At 64.4% G+C, this 22,196-nt stretch carries 19 protein-coding genes and 1 pseudogene; 9 read left to right on the forward strand and 11 right to left on the reverse strand.

What is annotated here, in order from left to right; translation table 11 throughout:
• Positions 1 to 110: 110 nt before the first annotated feature.
• A complete protein-coding gene (locus ACZI8Q_RS19895) occupies positions 111 to 977 on the reverse strand; it encodes a MaoC family dehydratase (RefSeq protein WP_463375304.1) in 867 nt (288 codons plus the stop codon).
• Positions 977 to 2,323 (reverse strand): 3-oxoacyl-ACP reductase, encoded by a 1,347-nt coding sequence (locus ACZI8Q_RS19900; protein ID WP_463375305.1) that lies wholly within the window; start codon positions 2,321 to 2,323, stop codon positions 977 to 979. Before ACZI8Q_RS19900 ends, ACZI8Q_RS19895 begins: the two co-directional genes overlap by 1 nt.
• A gap of 130 nt (positions 2,324 to 2,453) precedes the next feature.
• On the opposite strand from ACZI8Q_RS19900, the gene ACZI8Q_RS19905 reads away from it, so the two are divergent.
• From ACZI8Q_RS19905 to ACZI8Q_RS19915, 3 genes are all read left to right on the forward strand, one after another.
• Positions 2,454 to 3,788: an acetyl-CoA C-acetyltransferase gene (locus tag ACZI8Q_RS19905; RefSeq protein WP_463375306.1), complete on the forward strand. Its 1,335-nt coding sequence runs from the start codon at positions 2,454 to 2,456 to the stop codon at positions 3,786 to 3,788.
• 529 nt (positions 3,789 to 4,317) lie between these two features.
• The gene (locus ACZI8Q_RS19910; protein ID WP_463375321.1) at positions 4,318 to 6,219 is read left to right on the forward strand and encodes a VanW family protein; all 1,902 of its coding nucleotides are present in this window, start codon (positions 4,318 to 4,320) and stop codon (positions 6,217 to 6,219) included.
• 219 nt (positions 6,220 to 6,438) lie between these two features.
• A complete protein-coding gene (locus tag ACZI8Q_RS19915; protein ID WP_463375307.1) occupies positions 6,439 to 7,359 on the forward strand; it encodes a bile acid:sodium symporter family protein in 921 nt (306 codons plus the stop codon).
• A gap of 23 nt (positions 7,360 to 7,382) precedes the next feature.
• On the opposite strand, the gene ACZI8Q_RS19920 is transcribed toward ACZI8Q_RS19915, so the two are convergent.
• From ACZI8Q_RS19920 to ACZI8Q_RS19935, 4 genes are all read right to left on the reverse strand, one after another.
• Positions 7,383 to 7,688, reverse strand: coding sequence for a GNAT family N-acetyltransferase (locus ACZI8Q_RS19920; protein WP_463375308.1), 306 nt, complete (start codon positions 7,686 to 7,688; stop codon positions 7,383 to 7,385).
• 167 nt (positions 7,689 to 7,855) lie between these two features.
• Positions 7,856 to 9,691, reverse strand: a complete 1,836-nt coding sequence (locus tag ACZI8Q_RS19925; protein WP_463375322.1) for an acyl-CoA dehydrogenase — start codon at positions 9,689 to 9,691, stop codon at positions 7,856 to 7,858.
• A gap of 83 nt (positions 9,692 to 9,774) precedes the next feature.
• Positions 9,775 to 10,398, reverse strand: coding sequence for a class I SAM-dependent methyltransferase (locus ACZI8Q_RS19930; protein WP_463375309.1), 624 nt, complete (start codon positions 10,396 to 10,398; stop codon positions 9,775 to 9,777).
• A 25-nt stretch (positions 10,399 to 10,423) separates the two neighbouring features.
• The gene (locus ACZI8Q_RS19935; protein ID WP_463375310.1) at positions 10,424 to 11,524 is read right to left on the reverse strand and encodes a DUF4185 domain-containing protein; all 1,101 of its coding nucleotides are present in this window, start codon (positions 11,522 to 11,524) and stop codon (positions 10,424 to 10,426) included.
• Positions 11,525 to 11,752: 228 nt separating this feature from the next.
• On the opposite strand from ACZI8Q_RS19935, the gene ACZI8Q_RS19940 reads away from it, so the two are divergent.
• Positions 11,753 to 12,373, forward strand: a complete 621-nt coding sequence (locus tag ACZI8Q_RS19940) for a DUF3060 domain-containing protein (protein ID WP_463375311.1) — start codon at positions 11,753 to 11,755, stop codon at positions 12,371 to 12,373.
• On the opposite strand, the gene ACZI8Q_RS19945 is transcribed toward ACZI8Q_RS19940, so the two are convergent.
• Positions 12,374 to 13,519 carry an alkaline phosphatase family protein gene (locus ACZI8Q_RS19945; protein ID WP_463375312.1) on the reverse strand — a complete coding sequence of 382 codons (1,146 nt, stop codon included), beginning with the start codon at positions 13,517 to 13,519 and terminating at the stop codon, positions 12,374 to 12,376.
• An 89-nt stretch (positions 13,520 to 13,608) separates the two neighbouring features.
• On the opposite strand from ACZI8Q_RS19945, the gene ACZI8Q_RS19950 reads away from it, so the two are divergent.
• Together ACZI8Q_RS19950 and ACZI8Q_RS19955 are read left to right on the forward strand one after the other, a co-directional pair.
• On the forward strand, positions 13,609 to 14,514 hold the full coding sequence (locus tag ACZI8Q_RS19950; RefSeq protein ID WP_463375313.1) for an alpha/beta fold hydrolase: 906 nt from the start codon (positions 13,609 to 13,611) through the stop codon (positions 14,512 to 14,514).
• Between the two features lie 24 nt (positions 14,515 to 14,538).
• The gene (locus ACZI8Q_RS19955; protein ID WP_463375314.1) at positions 14,539 to 15,822 is read left to right on the forward strand and encodes an alpha-hydroxy-acid oxidizing protein; all 1,284 of its coding nucleotides are present in this window, start codon (positions 14,539 to 14,541) and stop codon (positions 15,820 to 15,822) included.
• Positions 15,823 to 16,085: 263 nt separating this feature from the next.
• On the opposite strand, the gene ACZI8Q_RS19960 is transcribed toward ACZI8Q_RS19955, so the two are convergent.
• Together ACZI8Q_RS19960 and ACZI8Q_RS19965 are read right to left on the reverse strand one after the other, a co-directional pair.
• Positions 16,086 to 16,760: a response regulator gene (locus tag ACZI8Q_RS19960; RefSeq protein ID WP_463375315.1), complete on the reverse strand. Its 675-nt coding sequence runs from the start codon at positions 16,758 to 16,760 to the stop codon at positions 16,086 to 16,088.
• Entirely contained in the window at positions 16,757 to 18,082 is a 1,326-nt protein-coding gene (locus ACZI8Q_RS19965; protein ID WP_463375316.1) for a sensor histidine kinase, read from the reverse strand. The genes ACZI8Q_RS19960 and ACZI8Q_RS19965 overlap by 4 nt, the downstream gene beginning before the upstream one ends.
• Before the next feature lie 232 nt (positions 18,083 to 18,314).
• On the opposite strand from ACZI8Q_RS19965, the gene ACZI8Q_RS19970 reads away from it, so the two are divergent.
• Positions 18,315 to 19,634, forward strand: coding sequence for a DUF3500 domain-containing protein (locus tag ACZI8Q_RS19970; RefSeq protein ID WP_463375317.1), 1,320 nt, complete (start codon positions 18,315 to 18,317; stop codon positions 19,632 to 19,634).
• A 57-nt stretch (positions 19,635 to 19,691) separates the two neighbouring features.
• On the opposite strand, the gene ACZI8Q_RS19975 is transcribed toward ACZI8Q_RS19970, so the two are convergent.
• Positions 19,692 to 20,882 carry an aromatic ring-hydroxylating oxygenase subunit alpha gene (locus tag ACZI8Q_RS19975; protein ID WP_463375318.1) on the reverse strand — a complete coding sequence of 397 codons (1,191 nt, stop codon included), beginning with the start codon at positions 20,880 to 20,882 and terminating at the stop codon, positions 19,692 to 19,694.
• A gap of 114 nt (positions 20,883 to 20,996) precedes the next feature.
• On the opposite strand from ACZI8Q_RS19975, the gene ACZI8Q_RS19980 reads away from it, so the two are divergent.
• The gene (locus tag ACZI8Q_RS19980; protein WP_463375319.1) at positions 20,997 to 21,632 is read left to right on the forward strand and encodes a TetR/AcrR family transcriptional regulator; all 636 of its coding nucleotides are present in this window, start codon (positions 20,997 to 20,999) and stop codon (positions 21,630 to 21,632) included.
• 104 nt (positions 21,633 to 21,736) lie between these two features.
• A complete protein-coding gene (locus ACZI8Q_RS19985) occupies positions 21,737 to 21,859 on the forward strand; it encodes a hypothetical protein (RefSeq protein ID WP_463375323.1) in 123 nt (40 codons plus the stop codon).
• A 209-nt stretch (positions 21,860 to 22,068) separates the two neighbouring features.
• Here the strand turns inward: ACZI8Q_RS19985 and ligD are convergent.
• A pseudogene (gene ligD, locus ACZI8Q_RS19990) lies at positions 22,069 to 22,196 on the reverse strand (non-homologous end-joining DNA ligase LigD); the annotation flags it as partial.

The following is a 22,196-nucleotide window of genomic DNA, read 5'->3' on the forward strand; positions in this document are numbered from 1 at the left end:
TCTGCACCGCCTGACTTGGCAGGCCGATTCTGCACCGCCTGAACCGGCCTATACGAAAAGAGGGCCTGTTCTTCGATGTCGAAGAACAGGCCCTCTCGTGTTTTCCGGCTTTACCGCAGTGACGCGGTGAGGTGTGGGTACCCCTTCTTCGGATGCTTGATCGACAGGTCCCAGCCGCCGTCCGCCGTGTCGGCGTAGACGTTCAAGGTTGCGGGCAGCAGGATCGGCTTGCCGAACTTCACGCTGTAGGTGACAGCATCCGGGATGCGTCCTTCGACGGCGCCGAGAACGGTGGCCGCACTCCACATGCCGTGGGCGATGGTGCGCGGGAACCCGAAGGCCTTTGCGCCCAAAGACGACACGTGAATGGGGTTGCGGTCACCGGAAACTCCTGCGTACTTGCTGATGATCGACTGGTCGACCTTCTGGGCACGCAGCGGCGGCGGCGGAACCTCGTCCGGCTTGGATACCGGGCGAGGCTCACCCGACAGCGACGTCTTCTGCTGGTTCAAGAAGGTGGACGTCTGACGCCACACCAGTTCCCGGCCGACTCGAACCTCACTGATCAGATCGACGAGCAGTCCCTTGCGGTGCTCGCGCAGGTTCGCCGCATGCACGGCGATGTCCAGCGGTTCGCTGACCGAGATCGGACGGAACTGCTCGATGACGTTTTCGGCGTGGACGGAACCCATTGCGGCGAAGGGGAAATCCTTCGACACCATCAGTTTCATCACGATCGGGAACACCAACGTGAACGGATACGTGAGCGGGAGGGTGTCACCGAACCGCAAGCCGGTCGCGCGGGCGTACGCGGCCAGGTTGTCGGTATCGACCCGCACGCCGTCGAGGGTGAGCGTTTCGGTGGGCAGAGTGCGCCCACCGCTCGTGCCGACCACGGGTAGTGCGCTACGCACGGCTCCCGCGTACACGTCGGCGATGCTCGGCATCTCGGTGAGGGCGACGACTTTTCTCGCCATCAGGCACCCAGCAGGCTCTGGCCGCACACGCGGACGATCTGGCCGGTGACGGCGTTCGAGGCCGGGCTCGCGAAGTACGCGACGGTTTCGGCGACGTCCACCGTCTCGCCGCCCTGCAGCAGCGAGCTCATGCGGCGTCCTGCCTCCCGGGTGGCGAACGGTATCGCGGCGGTCATGGCCGTCTCGATGAAGCCAGGAGCGACCGCGTTGATGGTGATGTTCTTCTTCGCCAGGACGGGGGCTTCGGCGTGCACGACACCGATGACGCCGGCCTTGGAGGTGCCGTAGTTGGTCTGACCGCGGTTACCTGCGATGCCGGCGATGGAGGACACGTCGACGACGCGGCCACCTTCCTTGAGGGCGCCAGTCGCGACGAGGTGCTCGGTGATCTTCTGCGGTGCGAGCAGGTTCACGCCGATGACCATGTCCCAACGCGACTCGTCCATGTTGGCGAGCAGCTTGTCACGTGTGATGCCGGCGTTGTGGACGACGATGTCCGCGCCGCCGTGACGCTCGAGGACGTGCGCGGACAGCACCTCGGCGGCGTCGGGGGCGGTGACGTCGAGTGCGAGCGACGTGCCGCCGACCTTGTTGGCGGTCTCGGAAAGTGCCTCACCGGCCTGCGGGATGTCGGCACAGATCACGTGGGCGCCGTCGCGCGAGAGAACCTCGGCGATGGTGGCGCCGATGCCGCGTGCGGCACCCGTGACGATGGCGACCTTGCCGTCGAGCGGCTTGTCCCAGTTGGCGGGGGCGACCGAGTCGTCGGCGCCGACGGAGATGACCTGACCGCTGACGAATGCGGACTTCGCCGACAGCAGGAAGCGCATGGTGGATTCGAGTCCGGATGCACCGGCGGAGGCCTTCGGCGAGACGTACACCAGCTGAGCCGTTGCGCCGCGTTTGACCTCCTTGCCGACGCTGCGGGTGAAGCCTTCGAGGGCGCGCTGAGCGATGTGCTCGTCGACGCTGGAGGTTTCGTCCGGAGTGGTGCCGATGACCACGACGCGGGCGCTCGGGGCGAACTTGCGCATGACCGGCTGGAAGAACTTGTACAGCTGGTCGAGCTGGGAAACCTCTGTGATTCCGGTCGCATCGAAGACGAGGCCGCCGAACTTTGCGTCGTGCGCCTGGGCTGCCGGGTAATCGGAGAGCATCGCGCGCAGGGGCTCGACGAGACGGCCTTCGCCGCCGATCAGGACGGGACCGGCGAGAGCGGGTTCACCTGCCTTGTAGCGGCGCAGTTTTTCCGGCTGCGGAAGGCCGGCCTTCTCGGCGATGAACGCGCCGGGACCGGATGAGAGGAACTGGGAATAGAGGTCGGGAGCTCCCTTGCTGGCTGCCACGGTCCTACCTTCTGTCGTCGTTGTGATGGTCGGTCACCGAGCGCTGATTCGACTGCGGTGTCGACAAGTAACTTACTCCTGAGTAAGAATAGTAGCCAACAGGTAATCGCACCAGACCTTGGAGACGTCAGTGACCAGCAAAGCTCGTACCACCTCGAAGTCTGCTTCGGCGCCGAAGACCGGCGGCAGGCAGCAGCGCCCCGTCGCCATCGTCGGCGGAAACCGAATCCCGTTCGCACGCTCGGACAAGGCGTACGCACAGGCGTCCAACCAGGACATGTTGACCGCCACGCTCGACGGCCTGGTCAGCCGTTTCGGTCTGCAGGGCGAGCAGCTCGGCATGGTTGCCGCCGGCGCCGTGCTCAAGCACAGTCGCGACTTCAACCTCGTTCGCGAGACGGTTCTCGGTAGCGCGCTGAGCCCCTACACCCCCGCGTTCGACATTCAGCAGGCGTGTGGCACCGGTCTTCAGGCGATCACCGCAGTCTCCGACGCCATCGCCGCAGGTCGTATCGAATCCGGTGTCGGTGGTGGCGTGGACACCACGTCCGACGCCCCGATCGGTGTGAACGACGAGCTTCGTGAGTTCCTGCTCTCCCTGAACCGTGCCAAGACCACGGGCGACCGCATCAAGCTGCTCGGCAACGTGCGCGCTTCCATGCTCGGCATCGAGATTCCGCGTAACGGCGAGCCGCGCACCGGCAAGTCGATGGGTGACCACGCGGCGATCACCGCGAAGGAGTTCGGCATCGCCCGCGAGCGGCAGGACGAACTGGCTGTGGCGAGCCACAAGAACATGGCGGCGGCATACGACCGTGGCTTCTTCGACGACCTGATCACGCCGTTCCTGGGTCTGACCCGCGACGACAACCTGCGCCCGGGCTCCACGGTCGAGAAGCTGTCGACTCTCAAGCCCGTGTTCGGCACCAAGCTCGGCGACGCCACCATGACGGCAGGAAACTCCACGCCGCTCACCGATGGTGCTTCCGCAGTGCTCCTGGCCAGCGATGAGTGGGCCGCAGAGCGCAACCTTCCGGTTCTCGCCCACTTCGTCGACTCCGAGACCGCGGCCGTCGACTACGTGCACGGCAAGGACGGCCTGCTCATGGCCCCCACCTACGCCATCCCGCGTCTGCTGAAGCGCAACGGCCTCACCCTGCAGGACTTCGACTACTACGAGATCCACGAGGCGTTCGCTTCCGTGGTGCTGTCCACGCTGGACGCCTTCGAGTCGGACGAGTACTGCAAGGAGCGTCTGGGCCTGGACGGTGCGCTCGGTTCCATCGACCGCAGCAAGCTCAACGTCAACGGCTCCTCGCTCGCTGCCGGGCACCCGTTCGCCGCCACCGGCGGTCGTATCGTCGCCTCGCTTGCGAAGATGCTGGCGGAGAAGGGGTCGGGCCGTGGCCTGGTCTCGATCTGTGCAGCGGGTGGTCAGGGCGTCACCGCCATCATCGAGCGGTAAAGATTCGACTTCAGCGGCGTTTCCGGTCGCCACCGCACCGGGAAAGCCGCTGAAGGGCGCGTGATCGAGGATCCGGCTACGAGGGGTGGCCGGATCCTCGAAACTTTTTCACGATCTTTCGGGTCGGTTGTAACGCTGAGGGTTTGCTGGCGATATCCATGTCAGCCCCGTGTTGCTGCCTGACCCCCGACCTGGCAGCAGCGCGGGGCTCCTGCATTTGTGTCGTAAGTAGAATGACTCGCGACGCGGCCGGGTGCGCACACCGATGTGACATCGACGGACGGCACGAGTGGGTGTCGGTCCGGAGGCCCAGTACGACGACAAAATCGGCGAGAGGCCAGCGGTGAGCGACCACGAAGGCAACAGCGACGATCGGAAGAGCGAGGGGCTGCCACCGAATTCGGGCATTCCGGGCGCCGACGACGCACCCACCGAGGCAGTTCCGGAGGGCGGGCCGGTCGGATCACGCGATTTGCCAGATGACACACCCACCACATCGTTTCCGGCCGTGTCACAGAGCCCAATGCCGATGGCGCCGTATGCGGCTGCCCCAGGGCACAGCGGGTCCGACCCGGACGGTGCCACCGTCGCGATGAACGCCACCCCCGATCCGAGCGTCCCTGCCGCCGATCCCGAAACAACGGCCCAGTCCCGGCCGTGGAAGAAGGTCGGTCTCGTCGCGGGCGGCGTGTTTGCCGTCCTCGCCCTCGGTTACGTGGCCGATCTGGCGGTGTCGTCGGGGAGCGTGGCTCGCGGCGTCACTGTTGCCGGCGTCGATATCGGTGGCGAATCCCGTGCCGACGCAGAGGCTGCATTGCACACGGCGCTCGATTCCAGGGCCGAACAGCCCGTGGACGTGCAGGCCGGTGACGTGTCGGCGCAGATCGTTCCCGCGCAGGCGGGGCTGGGTATCGATTGGGATGCCACCCTCGACGAGGCCGAGGAACAGCCGCTGAACCCGTTCACGCGGTTGGCGTCGTTCTTCACCACCGAAGAAGTGGGTGTCGAATCGACGCGCGACGATCAGGTGCTGATGCAGGCAGTGGACGGATTGCGGCCCGAGACCGACGGCGAGACGCGTGAGGGAAGCATCGTCTTCGAGGGGGCGAACCCGGTGCCGGTCTCGCCGAGTCCCGGCCAGGTTCTCGATGGTGCGGGAGCGGCCGACGCCATCGCCGACGAGTGGGTGTTCGGCCACACGATCGACCTGCCCGTCGAAGAAGCCCCCGTGACGGTTACCCAGGCGGCTGTCGACCGGGCAATGACCGAGATCGCGGTGCCCGCTGCGTCCGCCGACCTCGTCGTGACCGGCCGTGACGACAGCAAGGCAGTCTTGCCCCGCGATCAGATCGGCTCAGTGCTGAGCTTTGCGCCCGATGGGAACGGTGGCCTAGAGCCGCGCTTCGCCCAAGAAGCGGCGATCGGCATTCTCGCGCCGCAACTGGTCGGAACGGAGACCGAGCCGAAGGACGCTGCGGTGACCCTCGAAGGCGGAGCACCTTCTGTGGTTCCCGGTGTGGTCGGCAACCTCGTCGACTGGCCCAAGACACTCGAAGATCTCCCGAAGCTCGTCGTGGATACGCACGCCACCAACGCCGTGTACGGGGAAGTGCCGCCCGCACTGACCACCGAGGAAGTGCAGGCACTGGGGATCAACGAGGTGATCGGCGAGTTCACCACGAGTGGTTTCTCGGCGGACTCCGGCCACAACATTCGTCTCGCTGCCAGTGAGGTCAACGGTGCCCTCGTCAAACCCGGTGACACGTTCTCACTCAACGGATACACAGGTCCTCGCGGGACCGCCGAAGGGTACATCGCGTCCGGAATCATCATGAACGGTCGACCGGACAAGGCAGTGGGCGGCGGTATCAGCCAGCTCGCGACCACCTTGTACAACGCCGCGTACTTCGCTGGTATGCAAGACGTGGCGCATCAGGAGCACAGCTACTACATCTCCCGCTACCCGGAAGCGCGCGAGGCCACGGTGTTCGAAGGCGTCATCGACCTGAAGTTCAAGAACACGTCGGACACGGGCGTCATGATTCAGGCGTTCGGCGACAGCTCCAGTGTGACAGTGCAGATCTGGGGTACCAAGACGGTCGACGTCGAATCGATCACCGGTGACCGGTCCAACCCGACAGAGCCCGATACGGTCACCCTTCCCGCGGGACCACATTGCATCGAGTCGAGCGGTGGGCCTGGTTTCACCTCGAGCGACACTCGCGTGATCACCGACCACGACAGTGGTGCGGAGATTTCGCGGAACACCCGCACGGTCACGTATGACCCGGTGCCGGTCGTGAAGTGCGTGGAGCCCGACGAACCGGCGTCCGCGCCTGCCGACGAGGACGCGCCTGCGGAAGAGGCACCTCAGCCCGAGGACGTACCCCCGACGTCTGCTCCCGCCCCTGAAGCCGACGAAGGCGAGTAACCCCTCCGCACCTCACCTCGCTTCACCCGCCCCCAACCAATGTCGCACCTGTTCGGCTCAGCTGAACCGCTGTGACATCGGTCGGGGGCGGACGTGTCTGCATCAGCGACGGCCTGTGGCGTACCCTCACGTGATCGATGTCATAGCGAATGCCAATGATGTTGCGTGTCACTCCGTAGTTGCTCGTGCTGAAGTACCACTCTGGAATGTGAGAACTGAATGAATTCGTCTGGTCTGATCACTATTGGGCTTCCGGTCGCCCTCGCGATCATCATGTTCGGATTGGGTCTGACGCTGACCGTCGGTGACTTCCGGCGCGTAGCGCGAGAGCCCAAAGCTGTGGTGGTGGCGTTGATCCTGCAGGTTGTCGTGTTGCCTGCGGTGGCGTTCGGACTGGTGAAGGTGTTCGACCTCGACCCATTGCTGGCGGTCGGAGTGATGCTGCTTGCCGCCTCACCGGGTGGCACAACCGCCAACCTGTTCAGCCACCTCTTCCGCGGAGATGTCGCCCTCAACATCACGCTGACCGCGATCAATTCCGTCCTGGCTGTCGTCACCATCCCGGTCATCACCAACTTCGCCATCGCGTATTTCGATGCGGACGGTGAGGTCGGTCTGCAGTTCGGAAAAGTGATGCAGGTCGTCGCGATCGTTCTGATCCCGGTGGTGATCGGCATGATCGTGCGCCGATACACCGCGACCTTCGCGGCTCGCGCAGACCGTCCGGTGCGGATCTTCTCGATTGTGGTGCTGGCGCTCGTCGCTGTGGGTGCTTTGTTGTCGGAGCGCGACAACGTGGCGGAATACGCGCGTCAGGTCGGTCTGGTCACCGGCCTGTTCTGCTTGGCAAGCCTTGCGCTCGGCTTTGCCGGAGCCCGCCTGCTCGAACTCGGTCAGCCCCAGGCGATCGCCACCTCGATGGAGGTCGGAATCCACAACACGACGGTGGCATTGACCATCGCGATCAGCGTGCTGGGCAGTACCGAGGTGGCCATCCCCAGTGCGGTGTATTCGATCCTGATGTACGTACTTGCCACGACCTTCGGGTACCTCGTCACCCGACGAGGTACCGGGGCGGCGAAGCCGACAACGGATTCGGCGCAATCTGCTCGCCACCCCACAGCCCCGGCCGATTCGTGAAAGTGCCGCGGTCGAGGCGCTTTTCACAGCTGCAAGAGCATGGTGAGAGAGCCGTCGACATCGCAGACTCGTGAGAAGCCGAGCCGCTCGTACAGCCGTCGTGCGGGATTATCCGGTTCGACGCTCAAGCTGACTCGAGCCAATCCCGCGTCGCGGGCAGCCGCAAGTAGCGCTTCGAGAAGGATTTGACCGACCCCCTGGCCCCTCCAGTCCGCCACTACACCCATGGCAATTTCCGGCGTGGTCTCGTCGACGAAGCCATAGCCAGGATCATCGGCGGAGAAGAACCTGAGCCATGGCGTCCTCGGGGCCGGCGAATCGAAGCGCAACGGGCACCCGGTAAGTGTGCCGCACCGTCGTCATCCCCCACGAATGTCACAGCGGTTCGCGCGAGCTGAACCTGTGTGACATTCGTCGGAAAGGGGTGGGTGCGAAAACGGCGCTGCCCCTCCTCACGAATGAGAAGAGGCAGCGCCGTGTCGAAGCTGAGGCCGAATCAGAATGCGGCTTCGTCGAGCTCCATGATGTCGTTGTCGAGGTTCGACAGGATGCCGCGGGTGGCGGTCAGCTCGGGCAGCACGTTCTTCGCGAAGAAGGACGCGACGGCGACCTTGCCCTCGTAGAACGCCTTGTCCTTGTCGCCCGCGCCCTCGTCGAGTGCCTTGATGGCGATCTCGGACTGGCGGAGCAGCATCCAGCCGACTACGAGGTCGCCGACGGCCATCAGGAAGCGGACCGAACCCAGGCCGACCTTGTACAGCTCGGTGGACTGCTCCTGGGCACCCATGAGGTGTCCGGTGAGCGTGGCGGCCATCGCCTGCACGTCCTCGAGGGCGGTGGCGAGCAGTGCACGCTCCGCCTTGAGGCGACCGTTTCCGGCCTCGCTGTCGATGAACTTCTTGACCTCGCCGGCCACGTGGGCCAGCGCGACGCCGCGGTCACGGGCGATCTTGCGGAAGAAGAAGTCCTGCGCCTGGATGGCGGTGGTGCCCTCGTACAGCGAGTCGATCTTCGCGTCGCGGATGTACTGCTCGATCGGGTAGTCCTGCAGGAATCCGGAGCCACCGAAGGTCTGCAGCGAATCGGTCAGGTACTGGTAGGCGCGCTCGGAGCCGACACCCTTGACGATCGGGAGCAGCAGGTCGTTGACGCGAAACGCGAGGTCCTTGTCCGCGCCGGAGACGTGCTGTGCGATGTCCTCGTTCTGGTGTGCGGCGGTGTAGAGGTACACGGCGCGCAGGCCCTCTGCGTAGGCCTTCTGCGTCATCAGGCTGCGGCGCACGTCCGGGTGGTGCGTGATAGTGACGCGCGGGGCGGTCTTGTCGGTCATCTGGGTGAGGTCCGCACCCTGGACGCGCTCCTTGGCGTAATCCAGCGCGTTGAGGTAGCCCGTGGAGAGCGTTGCGATGGCCTTGGTACCGACCATCATGCGGGCGTTCTCGATGACGTCGAACATCTGCGCGATGCCGTTGTGCACCTCACCGACGAGCCAGCCCTTGGCGGGGACGCCGTGGCCACCGAAGGTGACCTCACAGGTGGCCGAAACCTTCAGCCCCATCTTGTGCTCGACACCGGTGACGAAGACGCCGTTGCGGTCGCCGAGGGTGTTGGTTTCGAAATCGAAGTGGGTCTTCGGCACGTAGAACAGCGACAGACCCTTGGTGCCCGGTCCTGCGCCCTCGGGGCGAGCCAGCACCAGGTGCATGATGTTCTCGAACAGGTCGTCGGAGTCGCCCGAGGTGATGAAGCGCTTGACGCCCTCGATGTGCCAGGAGCCGTCGTCCTGCTTGATGGCCTTGGTGCGGCCTGCGCCGACATCGGAACCGGCGTCGGGCTCGGTCAGCACCATGGTGGCGCCCCAGTTGCGCTCCGAGATGGTCTCGGCCCACTTCTTCTGCTCGTCCGTGCCGTTCTCCCAGAGAACCTGGCTGAACGGAGCGCACGCGGCGTACATCGAGATGGCGGGGTTGGCGCCGAGGAAGAACTCGTTGACGGCCCAGCCGACGGCGTTGGGAACACCGAGGCCACCGAGTTCCTCACGCTGGGCGACCTTGGCCCAGCCGGCGTCTTCGAGGGTCTTGTAGGACTTCTTGAAGGCCTCCGGGAGCGTGACAGTGTGCGTCTCGGGGTCGAACGTCGGCGGGTTCCGGTCGGAGTCGGCGAACGAATCGGCCACCGGCCCCTCGGCGAGACGACTCGCTTCGCTCAACATCTCGTGGACGGTGTCGGCGTCCAGGTCGCCATACGCGCCGGTCTCGAGAACCTTGTCGATGCCGAGAAGCTCGAAGAGGTTGAACTCCAGATCTCGGACGTTGCTCTTGTAATGGCCCATGTCTTCTGTCACTCCCAGTGAGATGGTGCGGTCTGTCTGCAAAGTACCGCCCAAGTTATTACTCGTCGGTAACATTGCCGATATTACGCGGGATTTACTTCGGTGCCAAGAGTCGGGCGGCGTCCGACGAACAGAGCGTCGACGGCCGTTCCGGCCTCTGTTTCGCGAAGGCGGCGTTCGGAAATGTCGACGCGGACACAGTCGGCAAAGTCGTGTCTCAAATCATCTGGTGTGTACAGTATTTCGGGATCCTGTGGCCCGCCGACGCCGTGTTCGATGTTGCTCGAATCGTGCCCCAGAATCATGAGGATTCCGTCGGGTTTCAATGAATCTATGGCACGCCTCACAACATGATTTCGTTGAGAGCGTGGTAGATGGACGTAAATCAGGAGGGCCAGGTCATAGGATTCGCCCCATTCCGCGTCGGTGATATCACCTGTCCGATAGTCGAGCCGTTCACGAACCGAACGCGGGGATGACGACGCGAGCGCCCGCGCCTTGTCGATCGCCACGCCCGAGTAGTCGACACCGGTCACGTGCCATCCACGCGTGGCCAGCCACAGCGAGTTGCGGCCCTCACCGCATGCCAGGTCGAGAGCGCGCCCGTGCGGCAATGCCGTCAACTGCTCGACTACTACAGCATTGGGTGGCGCGCCCCATACCAGGTCGTTCTCTGAATACCGTTCGTCCCAAGCGTCCGCGTCCATGCTCGGAAGGCTAACGCGGGCAGGCTCAGAGGGTGGTCCGCATGAGCAGTACGTTGTAGTTGGAATGCACCGTGGTGAGGAAGTACAGATCCCGGCCCGTCGACCACGGATGGATGTACGCCCCGTACGCGGACGGGAGCTGACGGGTGTCGATCAGCACCCGCGGCGGACTCCACGGTCCTGTCAGTGACGACGCCGTACGCATCACGACGGAGTTGAATTGGTCTGTGGTCAGCATGATGTATTGACCCAGGTAGTCGTTGTACTTGACCGAAAGCTCGGCGACGCCGTGGACGATGGGCTTCGCCGCCTCGGGCTTGCCCTTGACCCAGCCGTTGCCGTCGAAGTATTCGTAGGCTCCGAGGTCCATGATCTCGGCTTCGGGCACCCGAGCGAGGTGAGCGGCTCCTCCGCGCCCCGGAGGGGTGCCGAACTGGTAGACGTAGCCGCCGGATTTCACAAAGGCGCTCATCTGAAACTTGTGGTTGCCGCCTTCGTTGAGGCGCGTGGTCTCGGGTGCTTCGTGCCAGTTCTCGCCGTTGTCGTTGGAGAAGACAAGGCTCGAGTGGTTGGTCTCCCAGGATCCCGCAGGGCCCCAGTTCTTGACCGACATCATGCTCATGACCTGCGTGTCACCGACTGCGATGCCGGCGGTGGGGATGCGGCTGATCTCGATGAACGGGATCTTGGGGCTGGGGATCAATTCTTTCGACTGGCCGAGGATGCCGCGCGGTGTGCTGCTGAAGGTCATGCCGTCGGTGAGGTTCCGGTCATGGCTGCGGAACAGGACACTGCTGCGCCACTGCCACAAGCTGCCCGAGAGCAGGTTGGGGATGCCCAGCCCGGCGGAGTCTCCGAATGCCGTCAGAATCTCGCCCTTGCCGTTGTCCCACATGATGCCCAGGTCGGTGCCCAGAACATTGGTGTTCTGGGTGCTGTTGGGGCTGAGTATTCCGGTCTGCTGCGCGACTACCTGGGTGGGGCCGGTCAGCGTTGGGAGGCCGGTGGTGCCGTTGAGACCGGGGATCGGGTTGATCGCATTCGGGTTGGCCGATGCGGGGGCTGCCAAGGCCAGAACGGCCACGCTGGCGAGAGACGCGACGGCGAGAGATCTGCTGCGTTTCACGAGTACCTACCCTCGTAGCTGGTGTGCTGTGGGCGCCCAGTTCCCGTGCGCATCCACTGCTGGTGCACCTGCGGTTCACGATGTCCGAGGTTGTCGAACATCACAATTGCCTACCAAACGTGTGCACCGTACCAAAATTTGCGTCGACCGTTACGGGTTTACGGTCGAGTTGCTTCACTCGGTGCGCCCTCCACCGAAAACGGCGGGGTCACTGCTAGCTTGCTCTCCGTGAATCAGCTTTCTGGTGCCGCTTCGGCGGTGTTCGTGCTGCTCGCCGGAGCGCTTTCCGGGTGCGCCGCAGCGGACACACACGACGCGGCCGATGCACAGACGTCGAGCGAAGTGGTCACCCTCGACGAGAGCGGCGAATGCGCAGGACGCGACGTTCTGATCGACCGGGACGGCGCCAATGTCGTGCTCGGTGGCCCATGCGGGACGGTGACCGTGGATGCCAACGGCGCCACCGTGAATGTGGACCGGTCGGAGGCGATCATCGTCACCGGTCAGGACATCACCGTGACGGGCACTGAGACCGGTGCGCTCACGGTTTCGGGGCGCAGCAACACCACTGCACTGGAAAGAGTCGGAACTGCCGAGATTCGCGGAAACGTCGTGACGATGACGGGCAGTCGGGCCGAGCGTCTGAACGTGTCCGGGAGCGGAAACAAGATCGAGGTCGACGACATTGTCGCCGCGGATCTCGGCGGCAATGACAATCATCTGGCAAGCAGGACGATCGGCGTCCTCGACGTCACCGGTTCGAACAATTTCGTCGACTGGGGATTCGGTGCCGGAGCGCCGAAGACCAACACCGGATCGGACAACACGTTCACCGGTCCTGGCGCCTGATCAGGTGTGCAGCAGGGGGATGTGCAGTTCGTCGTCGGTGAGGCCGCCGTGGTGTCCGGGGAGTGCAGACAGCCGTGACTCGGCCTTTCTGCGTACCGCAGCGGTGCTGCCGCACGAGACGGCAACCACGTCTCCGATCCGGCCCGAGGCTTCGGGTGCGATGCGTGAACCGAACAACCCGGCTGCGACGGCTTCGGCCCGCGTGCCGATCCACATCTGGTCGCCGAACACCGATCGCCATCGTTCGGCGACGGCGTCGGTATCGCCCGGCCGGGTGTGCACGTGCCGGCACCTCGGCTCGCCGGCCAGGGCTCGTACGCCTTTAGTCAGGTCCGCAGCGGTGTCTGCGTCGACCTTGTCCTCCTCCGGCACGGTGACCATGCCGTGGTCGGCGGTGACGTACAGGCGCACCGATGGGCCGAGGGCGTCTGCGAGTTCGCGTACCAGTAGGTCGACCAGGCGCAATTGGTGCCGCCACGGCGGGGTTCCCGGTCCGTACACGTGCCCGATGGTGTCGAGTTCGCTGATGTAGCAATAGGTGAGCGTGCGATCGGCGGACGTTGCCGCGGCCGCCGTGTGGGCGACGAGGTCGCCGTGCGTGATCGCACCGGTGAACTCCCCGCCGCGCAGGACGGCGCGGGTGAGTCCTGTGCCGTCGAACTTCGCAGGTACGACGCACGTGGTGGTGACCCCTGCCGTCGCGGCACGCTCGAAAACCGTCTCGCGGGGTTGTATCCGCTCCGGGACGAGACGCTCGAGTTGGTCGCGTCGATCACCGACTCGATGCCAAGACAACCAGTTCAGCACCCCGTGTACCTCGCCGACGTACGACTGGTAGCCCGTGATGCCGTGCTCGCCCGACGGTAGGCCCGTGGCCAGGGACGCGATGCTCGTCGCGGTCGTCGTGGGGAATCCGGCGCGGATGGGTCTGCCGGTGCGCCCGGAGAGGAACGGTGCGTCGGCCTCGTGTTCGCGGAGCAGATTCCAGCCCAGACCATCGACGAGGAGAATCGCGATTCGTGTGGCGGACGGGAGTTCGAGGACGTTCGGCTCGTCCGGCACTCCGAGCGCGGCGAGAACGGATGGCATGACCGTCGACAACGTCGCCTGCGAATAGATGTCGTGCGTCTGCACTCGTGCGGACATGCCTACATGATGCGCTGTGATTCGGGTCGGTGTGGCCGTACGGACAACCTCGCGGCATGGTGATGATCCTCACGTGCAATGCTGTGCGCATGGTTGATATCGCACGCCCTCAGCTGGAGGGCACAGTCGCGGTCGGGGAGGATCGGCGTCTCGGGTTCGCGGAGTTCGGATCGGCGCACGGCAGGGCAATGTTCTGGCTGCACGGCACGCCGGGGGCGCGTCGTCAGATTCCGATGGAAGCCCGCGCGTTCGCGGAACGAGAGAACATCCGACTGATCGGCATCGATCGCCCCGGTGTGGGCTCGTCGACACCGCACCGTTATGGGTCGGTGCGCGATTTCGCCTCGGACCTCGAGACGGTGGCGGACACGCTCGGCGTCGACAAGATGGCCATCATCGGCCTCTCGGGCGGTGGGCCGTACGCGCTGGCCTGCGCGTCCGCCATGCCGGACCGGGTGATGGCGTTGGGCGTCCTCGGTGGTGTGGCTCCCTCGCAGGGGCCGGAAGCCATCAAGGGCGGGCTCGTCGATGTCGGTGTGATGGCGGCACCGGCGCTCGCGGCGGGTGGTGCGCCGATCGGTGCCGCAGCCAGCGCGGTGATTCGCCTGGCGCGTCCCTTCGCGTCGCCGATCATCGATCTGTACGGATTGGCTTCCCCTGCAGGGGATCGCCGCCTGCTGGCGCGTCCCGAGTTCAAGGCGATGTTCCTCGACGACCTGCTCAACGGCGGCCGTAAGCAGATGGGTGCGCCGTTCGCGGACATCGTGCTCTTCGCCCAGCACTGGGGATTCCAGGTCGGCGACGTGCAAACCCCGGTCCGCTGGTGGCACGGCGACTGCGACCACATCATTCCGTATCACCACGGCGAGCACATGGTGTCGTTGCTTCCCGACGCCAAATTCATCCCGATGCCCGGCGAAAGCCATCTCGGTGGTCTCGGTAAGGCAGAGGAGATTCTGACCGGTATGCAGGAGCTTTGGGACGCTGCGCAATAGTGCGTGCGGGAGGGTGAAACGGTGATGGCCGAGGAGTCTCCAGCCGGGATCGGTCGTGAGCGGCAGAGCGCGATCTATCGCGACGGGGTGTTGGGGCGTCGGCCGCTGGTGCCCACCGATTTCGGGACTCTCGAGCGCGCAGCGAAGCAGAAGATGAGCGCCGAGGGGTGGGCGTATGTCCACGGCGCTGCGGGTCTGGGCAAGACCGCGCAGGCGAACCGGGACGCTTTCGACCGATGGCAGATCGTGCCGAGGGTGCTGCGGGACGTGTCGAAGCGCGACATCGGGATCAACCTGTTCGGCAAGCAGTTGCCTGCTCCCGTCCTGTTGGCCCCGGTCGGTGCAGCCGAGTTGGCCGCCCCGGGGGCGGACGTTGCGATCGCCGCTGCCGCAGCCGACCTGGGGGTGCCGTACATCTTCTCGAATCAGGGCAGCGCGCCGATGGAGGAGAGCGCGGCCGCGATGGGCGATGCGCCGCGCTGGTTTCAGCTGTACTGGAGCACCGAGGACGATCTGGTCGACAGCCTCCTCGAACGCGCCGAGAACATGGCTGCGGACGCCGTGGTCGTCACTTTGGACACCACGATGCTGGGGTGGCGTCCCGAGGATCTGAACCTCGGCTCGCTGCCGTTCGCCCAGGGGAAGGGCATCGCCCAGTACACGTCGGACCCGGTGTTCATGCGGATCGTTCGCGAACGCCTCGCCTCCGCATTGCCGAAGGCGGATGTCGAGGTGACTCTCGGTGCGGTGCGGTCACTGCTGTCGATGACCCGCAGGTTTCCCGGTCGGTTCCTCGACAACATCCGTTCCCCGCAGCCGCGCGCCGCAGTCGAAACCTTCCTCGACATCTACTCACGTCCGTCATTGGGCTGGGCGGACCTCGAGACGGTGCGCGAGCGGACGTCGTTGCCCGTGCTGTTGAAAGGCGTGCTGCACCCCGACGACGCACGGCGTGCGGTGGACATCGGAGTGGACGGACTTGTGGTGTCCAACCACGGTGGCCGTCAGGTCGATGGTGCGGTGGCCTCTCTCGATGCCCTCACCGACATCGTGCCGGTGGTCGACGGTGCGGTACCGCTGATCCTGGACAGCGGAATCCGAACCGGTGCAGACGTGTTCAAGGCATTGGCGCTGGGAGCCGATGCGGTGACGCTCGGCCGTCCACACCTGTACGGGCTGGCGCTCGCAGGCCGCGACGGTGTTCGTGACGTCACCGCGAACCTCATCGCCGAATTCGATCTGACGATGGGTCTCAGTGGGCTGGCAGCCGTCGACGAGATCACGAAAGACGCACTGCGCCTGGGTTAGGCAGGACTTTTGCTGCTCGCAGCCGACACGCATGTCCTCCTTCGCGTCGGTCGTTGATTTGGTACTCCCTTCGGATCACTGAACGTCAGGCGGCGGGCGTGGCGAGGACTCAGCGGGTCGTACTGAAACGGCATCAAGACGTGGACCGTTGTTGCGGACTCGCGTTGTGGTGGACCTACCTGGGATCAAGATCCAAATCCACGACGTTGGAAACTTCCTCGACGCCGTCCGGTACAACACCGACATGCTTGCGAGTCCTTGGACTATTCTCCGGGCGCGAGCAGCCCACTCTCGTAGGCCAGGATCACGAGTTGCGCGCGATCATGGGATCCGACCTTGGTCATGATCCGATTCACGTGGGTCTTCGCGGTGTGCGGTGAGATGAATAGCTGCTCGGCGATCTCACTGTTGGACAGTCCGCGTGCCACGAGCAGCAACACCTCTGCTTCGCGGTCGGTCAGTTTCTCGAGTGCCCCGGCCGCCTGAGGATCTATTTTCATGGTTCGGGCTTCGGGAAGTACGTAGCGGCGGATGAGCCCACGGGTCGCGGCGGGAGAGAGGAGCGCTTCTCCTGCGTGCACTGATAGGACGGCGCGGGCGATGTCGTCAGGTTCCGATCCTTTGCCGATGAAGCCGCTCGCACCCGCTCTGAGTGCCGACACGACGTATTCATCTTCTTCGAACGTTGTCAGGATCAGTACTTTCGTTTCGGTCAGGCCGGGTTCGGCACAAATTCGCGCCGTGGCCTCGATTCCGTCGAGTCCCGGCATGCGGATGTCCATGAGGACGATGTCCGGTTGCAGTTCTCTGGTGAGCGAGACGGCCTCGGCCCCGTTCTCGGCCTCATCGGCAACAGAGATTTCGGGGTGAGAATTGAGAATGCCGACGACGGCTTGCCGAATGAGCGTCTGGTCGTCGGCCACGAGCACAGAGATCACGCCGGTTTCCCCTCCCTTTGCATGGGCAATTCTACTTCCAGTCGGTGGCGGCCATCCTGCCGACTCGTCGCGACCGTCCCCTTTGCTGCGGCCACGCGCTCACGAAGGCCGATGATGCCGAGACCGGTGCCCCACCCGACAGCCATGTCCTGGGCGCATGACGCCTTCTCTGGTATCGGGTTGTCGATTTCGATGCGTAGCTGCTTCGTTCCGACTGTTGTGCGAAGTAGCGCCGCGCGCCCGCTGCCGTGTTTGTGCGCGTTCGTCAGGCCCTCCTGGATCACCCTGTACGCAACCGTTCCGGTCATCCCGTTGACACGCGTCAGGTCACCTCGGATGTCGACCTCGATCTCCAGACCCATCTCGCGCATGCGGTCAAGCAATGCGTCGAGAGCGTCGAGGCCCTGCTGCGGTGGCGGTGCGTCCGCACTCTGAGTGTCTCGCAGGTATCGAAGCAGATCGCCGATCTCGCTCAGTGCGCCCCGGGCGGCCTCACGAATCGTACGCAGGGCGGCCTGGGCGCGTTCGGGCTGGTCGGCGAGGTACCCCGATGCCGCTCCCGCGTGCAGGTTGATCACGGAGATCTGATGGGCCACCGTGTCGTGCAGGTCGCGGGCGATCCGCAGACGCTCCTCTGAGACGCGCCGGCGGGCCTCGGCTTCACGGGTCTGTTCGGCACGCAGGGCGCGATCCTCGGCTTGGAGAAGATATACGTGTCGGGAGCGGGCGCTGTCTCCAAGCGCCGCCGCGATGGCCAGGGCGGCTCCGATCTGGAACACCCGAGGGTCCAGCGACTCCCATCCCGTTGCTGTGAAGGCGAGGACGATCACCAGCCCCGTGGCGCTGGCGATCATGGTCAGCGCCAATGGGCGCCAGACACGGAATACGAACGCATAGGCGGCGATGGTCGTCGCGATGCCCGGGCCCAGCGAGGGAAGGCCGAACAGCACGGCGAGGACGAAGCTCGCGAATCCAACGGCGAACACCGGTATCGGCCACTGTCGGCGAACGAGCATGAGCGCAGCGGGCACGATGAGTAGCGCCAGCGTCGCAAAGGACCACCCGGGCGGCGAGTCGGGGTGCCCACCGGTACCGGGTGGTCCAGGCTCGAACATCGGCGGCCCCGCAGTTGGTCCGAAGAGTTCCGGCCCCGGAAAGAGTGCGCCGCCCAGCAGTCCACCACCAAGCAGGACGACCACTGCGGCGACCACGTCGCCGAGTCGGCCCATCCACCACGACCGGCTTCCCGATGCTGCCGAGCGCGTGCGTCCCTCCGGATCGGCGCCTCCTCCGGGGCTAGCAGGCGTGCGTGCTTCGCTCATGTGCTCCAGTCTGCCGATCATCGGGATTATGCCGCGTCGACCCGCCGCGGTATCGCACGCTACTGCGAATGCGGTATGCGGTGTCTGCGTCAGGGCGACGCGCCGGAACTTCCTCCCACGGGATGCTTGAGCCACACAGCACAGGAGTAGTTGAGGGTTACCCGAATCCCTGAGATTCGAACGTGTCTCTCAACCTATCGGCCATCCATTACCCATCTCCAGGGAGTTCATCATGAAACAGAACATCTCCGACATTGCCCCGGGCCCGACCCGACGGCTACTGCGTCAGGGCACGCTCCGAGCCGCCGCGCTGCTGGTGGTGGGTGGCCTTGCCCTGTCCGGCTGCGCGGAAAGTGCCACCGACACGTCCACGAGCGAGACGACGACCCAATCATCGATTACTGCAACCGTCGATGCCTCGAGCGGCGACAGCACCGCGACGGCCACCGATGCGACGACGACGGCCGAGACAATCACAGCCACCACTGACGCCGCTGAAGCATTCATGGCCACGCTCTCGGACGAGCAGATCGAGTCCCTGGTCTATGACTACGAGGACGAGACCAAGTCGACGTCATGGTCGAATTTCCCCGTCACCTTCGTCGACCGCGCCGGGCTGAACCTCGTCGATCTCACCGAGGAGCAGCAGGCCGCAGCCCTCGAGGTGCTCGAGGGCCTGCTCAATGAGGATGCGTACGCGACCGTCGAGGGCATCATGAACGGCGATAAATACCTGCTGGAGAACAGCACCAGCACCGAGGATTCCTTGGGCCAGTACTACATCGCCTTCTTCGGCGATCCATCGGACACGGAAGCATGGTCGGTCCAGTTCGGCGGCCACCACCTGGGCATCAACGCCGATCTGAACGGTGCCGAGAATGCAATCACGTTCGCTCCGACCCACCTGGGCGTGCAGCCGGCGGTGTACACGAACGAAGACGGTGAAGAGGTACAGCCCTTCGACGAGATCTACACTTCGGCGTTCGCGCTCTACGACAGCCTCACCGAAGAGCAGCAGGCCACACTCACGTCCGGGGATGTCAGCATGTGCTCCCCCGGCGATACCTGCGACTTCGCCACCGGCTCGGGACTGACTGGCGCCGATCTGACCGACGAGCAGAAGCAGCTACTCCTGGACCTGATCGCCAACTGGGCCGGGATGGCCGACGACGAGACGAACGCTGCGGTGCTGACGAAGATCGAGGCGACCCTCGGTGACACCGTCATCGCCTGGTCGGGTGAGACCACCTATGACATGAGCACCGGCGACGGTATCTCCTTCTCGATCTCCGGACCGAACGTCTACATCGCCTTCCAGGCCCAGCAAGGCTCGGCGGGTGCGGACATCGACGGCGTGACCACCTCTGGCTGGGGTCACGTCCACACCATCTACCGCGATCCGACCAACGACTACGCCGGCAGTGTCACCCAGGAGGCGGCAAGCGGCGGCATGGGTGAAGGTCCGGGCGACGGCGGGATGCCGCCTTCCGGAGGACCCGGCGGGACGCCGCCCTCCGGAGGACCCGGGGGGACGCCGCCCGGAGGCCGGTGAAGCGCCGACTCGAGACCATTGCCCTCGGACGTGGCGGACCTGACGATTTGGTGGGACCTATGTAATGCTGACGCCGAGTCGTTCCGCCATGACTCGGATCATGTGTTGAACACCGATTTCGTTGCGCCCGATGACCATGTGCTCATGCTGGCCCCGGCGAACGCCTTGGCCGCATTGGGGCAGCATGGCGAAGTCCTCGTCGCGCACCGCGGCGTGTACTTGCGCGAAGATGCCGTCGTACATTTCGATTTGCTCAGTCGTAGTTGCGGGGTATCGGGCCATCCAGCTGTGCCTGACCGTGCATCGGGTGGCCGATCCGGCGGGCAAAATGTCAATGACCTCGACTCCGACTGGACTGTTGGCGAGAATCAAGTTGGGGTACACCCAGTAGATGAGTCCCATGTACTGACCGGGGTCGTCCCAGGAAGCGTCCGGGTCTTTATCGGCGAGGTCGGTGATCCAGTTGAAAGGGAATCCGATCCGGTGATGGGGTCCGTACTCGTCATATACGTGGGTGTTGGCGATGGTGTTCTGCCCGATCACGCTGTTGCCGTGGACGAAGGGAAAGTGGTAACCCTCGGCGAATGCTTCCAGGGCTCCTTTCCAGCTGACGGTCGATTCCAGAAACCGCTCGTCGTGGTACTGGAAGTTCTGATAGTTCCAGCGGGCCAGCTCGGGACCGAACTGGCCCAGGTGGGTGTCCAGGTCGAGGGGTGCGTCCGCGTTCAGCGTGCCCCAAATAAATCCGTACCGTTCGTCGCTGGGGAGTTCGACCAGCCCGTAGGCGCCGCGATCGAGGTCGTCGAAACCCGATTTTCCGGGTATGCCGCGCAGCCGTCCGGTGTTGTCGTACACCCAGGCGTGGTACGGGCAGGTGAACCGACGAGAATTGCCCGAACCGCAGGCAGGCATAGCTCCGCGGTGCCGGCAGTAATTGAGGAAAACGTGTGCGGTCCCTTCCCGATCGCGGGTAAATAGCAGCGAGTCGCCGAGCACGGTGCGCACCACGTAGTCGTTCGGCTCGGGTATTTGCGCTGTGGCCAACAGGGATAGGGGCGTTTCACGTAAGAGACGGGTCTCTTCGATTTCACTGAGTTTGTCGTCGCGGTAATAGTCCAACGGCACCCGCAGCGTGCTCGGAGCCATATCGGTGGTGTTAGTCAGCGCCAGTTGAAGTCCTCGACGGGTGAGCTCGCTCCCGAACGGGGTGCAACGGGTTTCTTGCCAGACAGGCGAGTCGGTGGGCATGGGCTGTCCTTCCTCCTCTTACGACGGTACATGAAATGTGTTCTATGTCTCGTCGTCTTGAGTGGTTTCCCAGTAAAGTATTGAACTCAGGAGCTTTGGGAAGGGTGGGGCGGCATGCGCACCCATGGATGGGCCGGTGCGAGGCCGACCGACGACGAGGAGGCGGTCAAACGCATCGTCGTGGCCGCCGGCGAACTCATCGACGCCGGTATCGGTCAAATCAACATCCGGCAGGTCGCACAGCAGCTGGGTATCAGCCGGCAGACGGTCTACCGGTACTTTCCTGACGCCGACACGCTGGTTCGGGCAGCGGCAGAACATGTCACCGACGAGTTCCTCAACGGTGTCGCCGAGTCGCTTCGCGGTTTGACCGACCCGGCGCGGGCCATCGTCGAGGGAATCGCGATCACCTACGAACGACTCCGGGAGCATCGACGATTCGGCATGCTGTTCGCACCGACAGAACACGGGCGCCACATTGCCGAAGTCACCTCCCCCCAGGCCATCTCGCTTGGACGGGTGATCGTCGAACAATTCGACGTCGATTGGGACGCACACGGCTGGTCCGATAATGATCTCGACGAACTCGTCGAAACGATGCTGCGGGTAGTCCAGTCACTACTCATCGATCCGGGCACCCCACCACGCACCAGTGTCGAACTCCGCGAGTACCTGCGGCGATGGATCATACCCGCAGTACAGGCTCGAATAACCGTAGGCACGAGGCATGGTCGCGGCAGCCGCGCTTGACCTTCCGACGTGTTCTTGAACCCAAAGCCGCAAGAAGTGAGGTTCCCCCAGATGGTGGACATCGAGATAGCGGGATCGTTGGTCCCGCTGGACATGATGGCCTCATGTCCAGCAAGCGCAGGTTCACGACCGAGTACAAGGTCGAGGCGGCCCACCGGGTGATCGATAACGGCCGCATCATCGCCGGGGTGGCCCGGCTCCGCAAACAGGTTTCCGAGCAGGAGTAAGACATCGCCTTCTCGAAAAGGCGTCGGCGGTGGGTCCCGCCCTGCGCGCAACACTTGGGGGAACTTGTGCGGCGAATCAACACACAACTGAATCTTCGTCGGCAGCGGCGTGCCAGACGCGAAGGCGACCACGGCAACAACACCACCAGCGACCCATGACCACTTCTTGCGGGCGGCGGTTCGGTGTTCGAGTCACTTCGTTCCTGTCGGTCGGGGACGCCGCGTACCGAGTACGCAGCGGCAATGGTGTGATCGCGCGCGTTCTGGTTGTAGTCCACGAAAACCTGACGCGGATCGCGTTCCTTTCGCCACCAGGTGGTGGTCGCGTCTGCAGGGG

Source organism: Rhodococcus quanlei (genome assembly GCF_055231015.1).

Excerpts from the sequence above, each read along its gene's own strand:
- ACZI8Q_RS19895 (WP_463375304.1), bottom strand. The coding sequence starts at position 977 with ATGGCGAGAAAAGTCGTCGCCCTCACCGAGATGCCGAGCATCGCCGAC.
- ACZI8Q_RS19910 (WP_463375321.1), top strand. The coding sequence starts at position 4,318 with ATGGCGCCGTATGCGGCTGCCCCAGGGCACAGCGGGTCCGACCCGGAC.
- ACZI8Q_RS19915 (WP_463375307.1), top strand. The coding sequence starts at position 6,439 with ATGAATTCGTCTGGTCTGATCACTATTGGGCTTCCGGTCGCCCTCGCG.
- ACZI8Q_RS19925 (WP_463375322.1), bottom strand. The coding sequence starts at position 9,691 with ATGGGCCATTACAAGAGCAACGTCCGAGATCTGGAGTTCAACCTCTTC.
- ACZI8Q_RS19930 (WP_463375309.1), bottom strand. The coding sequence starts at position 10,398 with ATGGACGCGGACGCTTGGGACGAACGGTATTCAGAGAACGACCTGGTA.
- ACZI8Q_RS19945 (WP_463375312.1), bottom strand. The coding sequence starts at position 13,519 with ATGTCCGCACGAGTGCAGACGCACGACATCTATTCGCAGGCGACGTTG.
- ACZI8Q_RS19950 (WP_463375313.1), top strand. The coding sequence starts at position 13,609 with ATGGTTGATATCGCACGCCCTCAGCTGGAGGGCACAGTCGCGGTCGGG.
- ACZI8Q_RS19955 (WP_463375314.1), top strand. The coding sequence starts at position 14,539 with ATGGCCGAGGAGTCTCCAGCCGGGATCGGTCGTGAGCGGCAGAGCGCG.
- ACZI8Q_RS19965 (WP_463375316.1), bottom strand. The coding sequence starts at position 18,082 with ATGAGCGAAGCACGCACGCCTGCTAGCCCCGGAGGAGGCGCCGATCCG.
- ACZI8Q_RS19970 (WP_463375317.1), top strand. The coding sequence starts at position 18,315 with ATGAAACAGAACATCTCCGACATTGCCCCGGGCCCGACCCGACGGCTA.
- ACZI8Q_RS19975 (WP_463375318.1), bottom strand. The coding sequence starts at position 20,882 with ATGCCCACCGACTCGCCTGTCTGGCAAGAAACCCGTTGCACCCCGTTC.
- ACZI8Q_RS19980 (WP_463375319.1), top strand. The coding sequence starts at position 20,997 with ATGCGCACCCATGGATGGGCCGGTGCGAGGCCGACCGACGACGAGGAG.
- ACZI8Q_RS19985 (WP_463375323.1), top strand. The coding sequence starts at position 21,737 with ATGTCCAGCAAGCGCAGGTTCACGACCGAGTACAAGGTCGAGGCGGCC.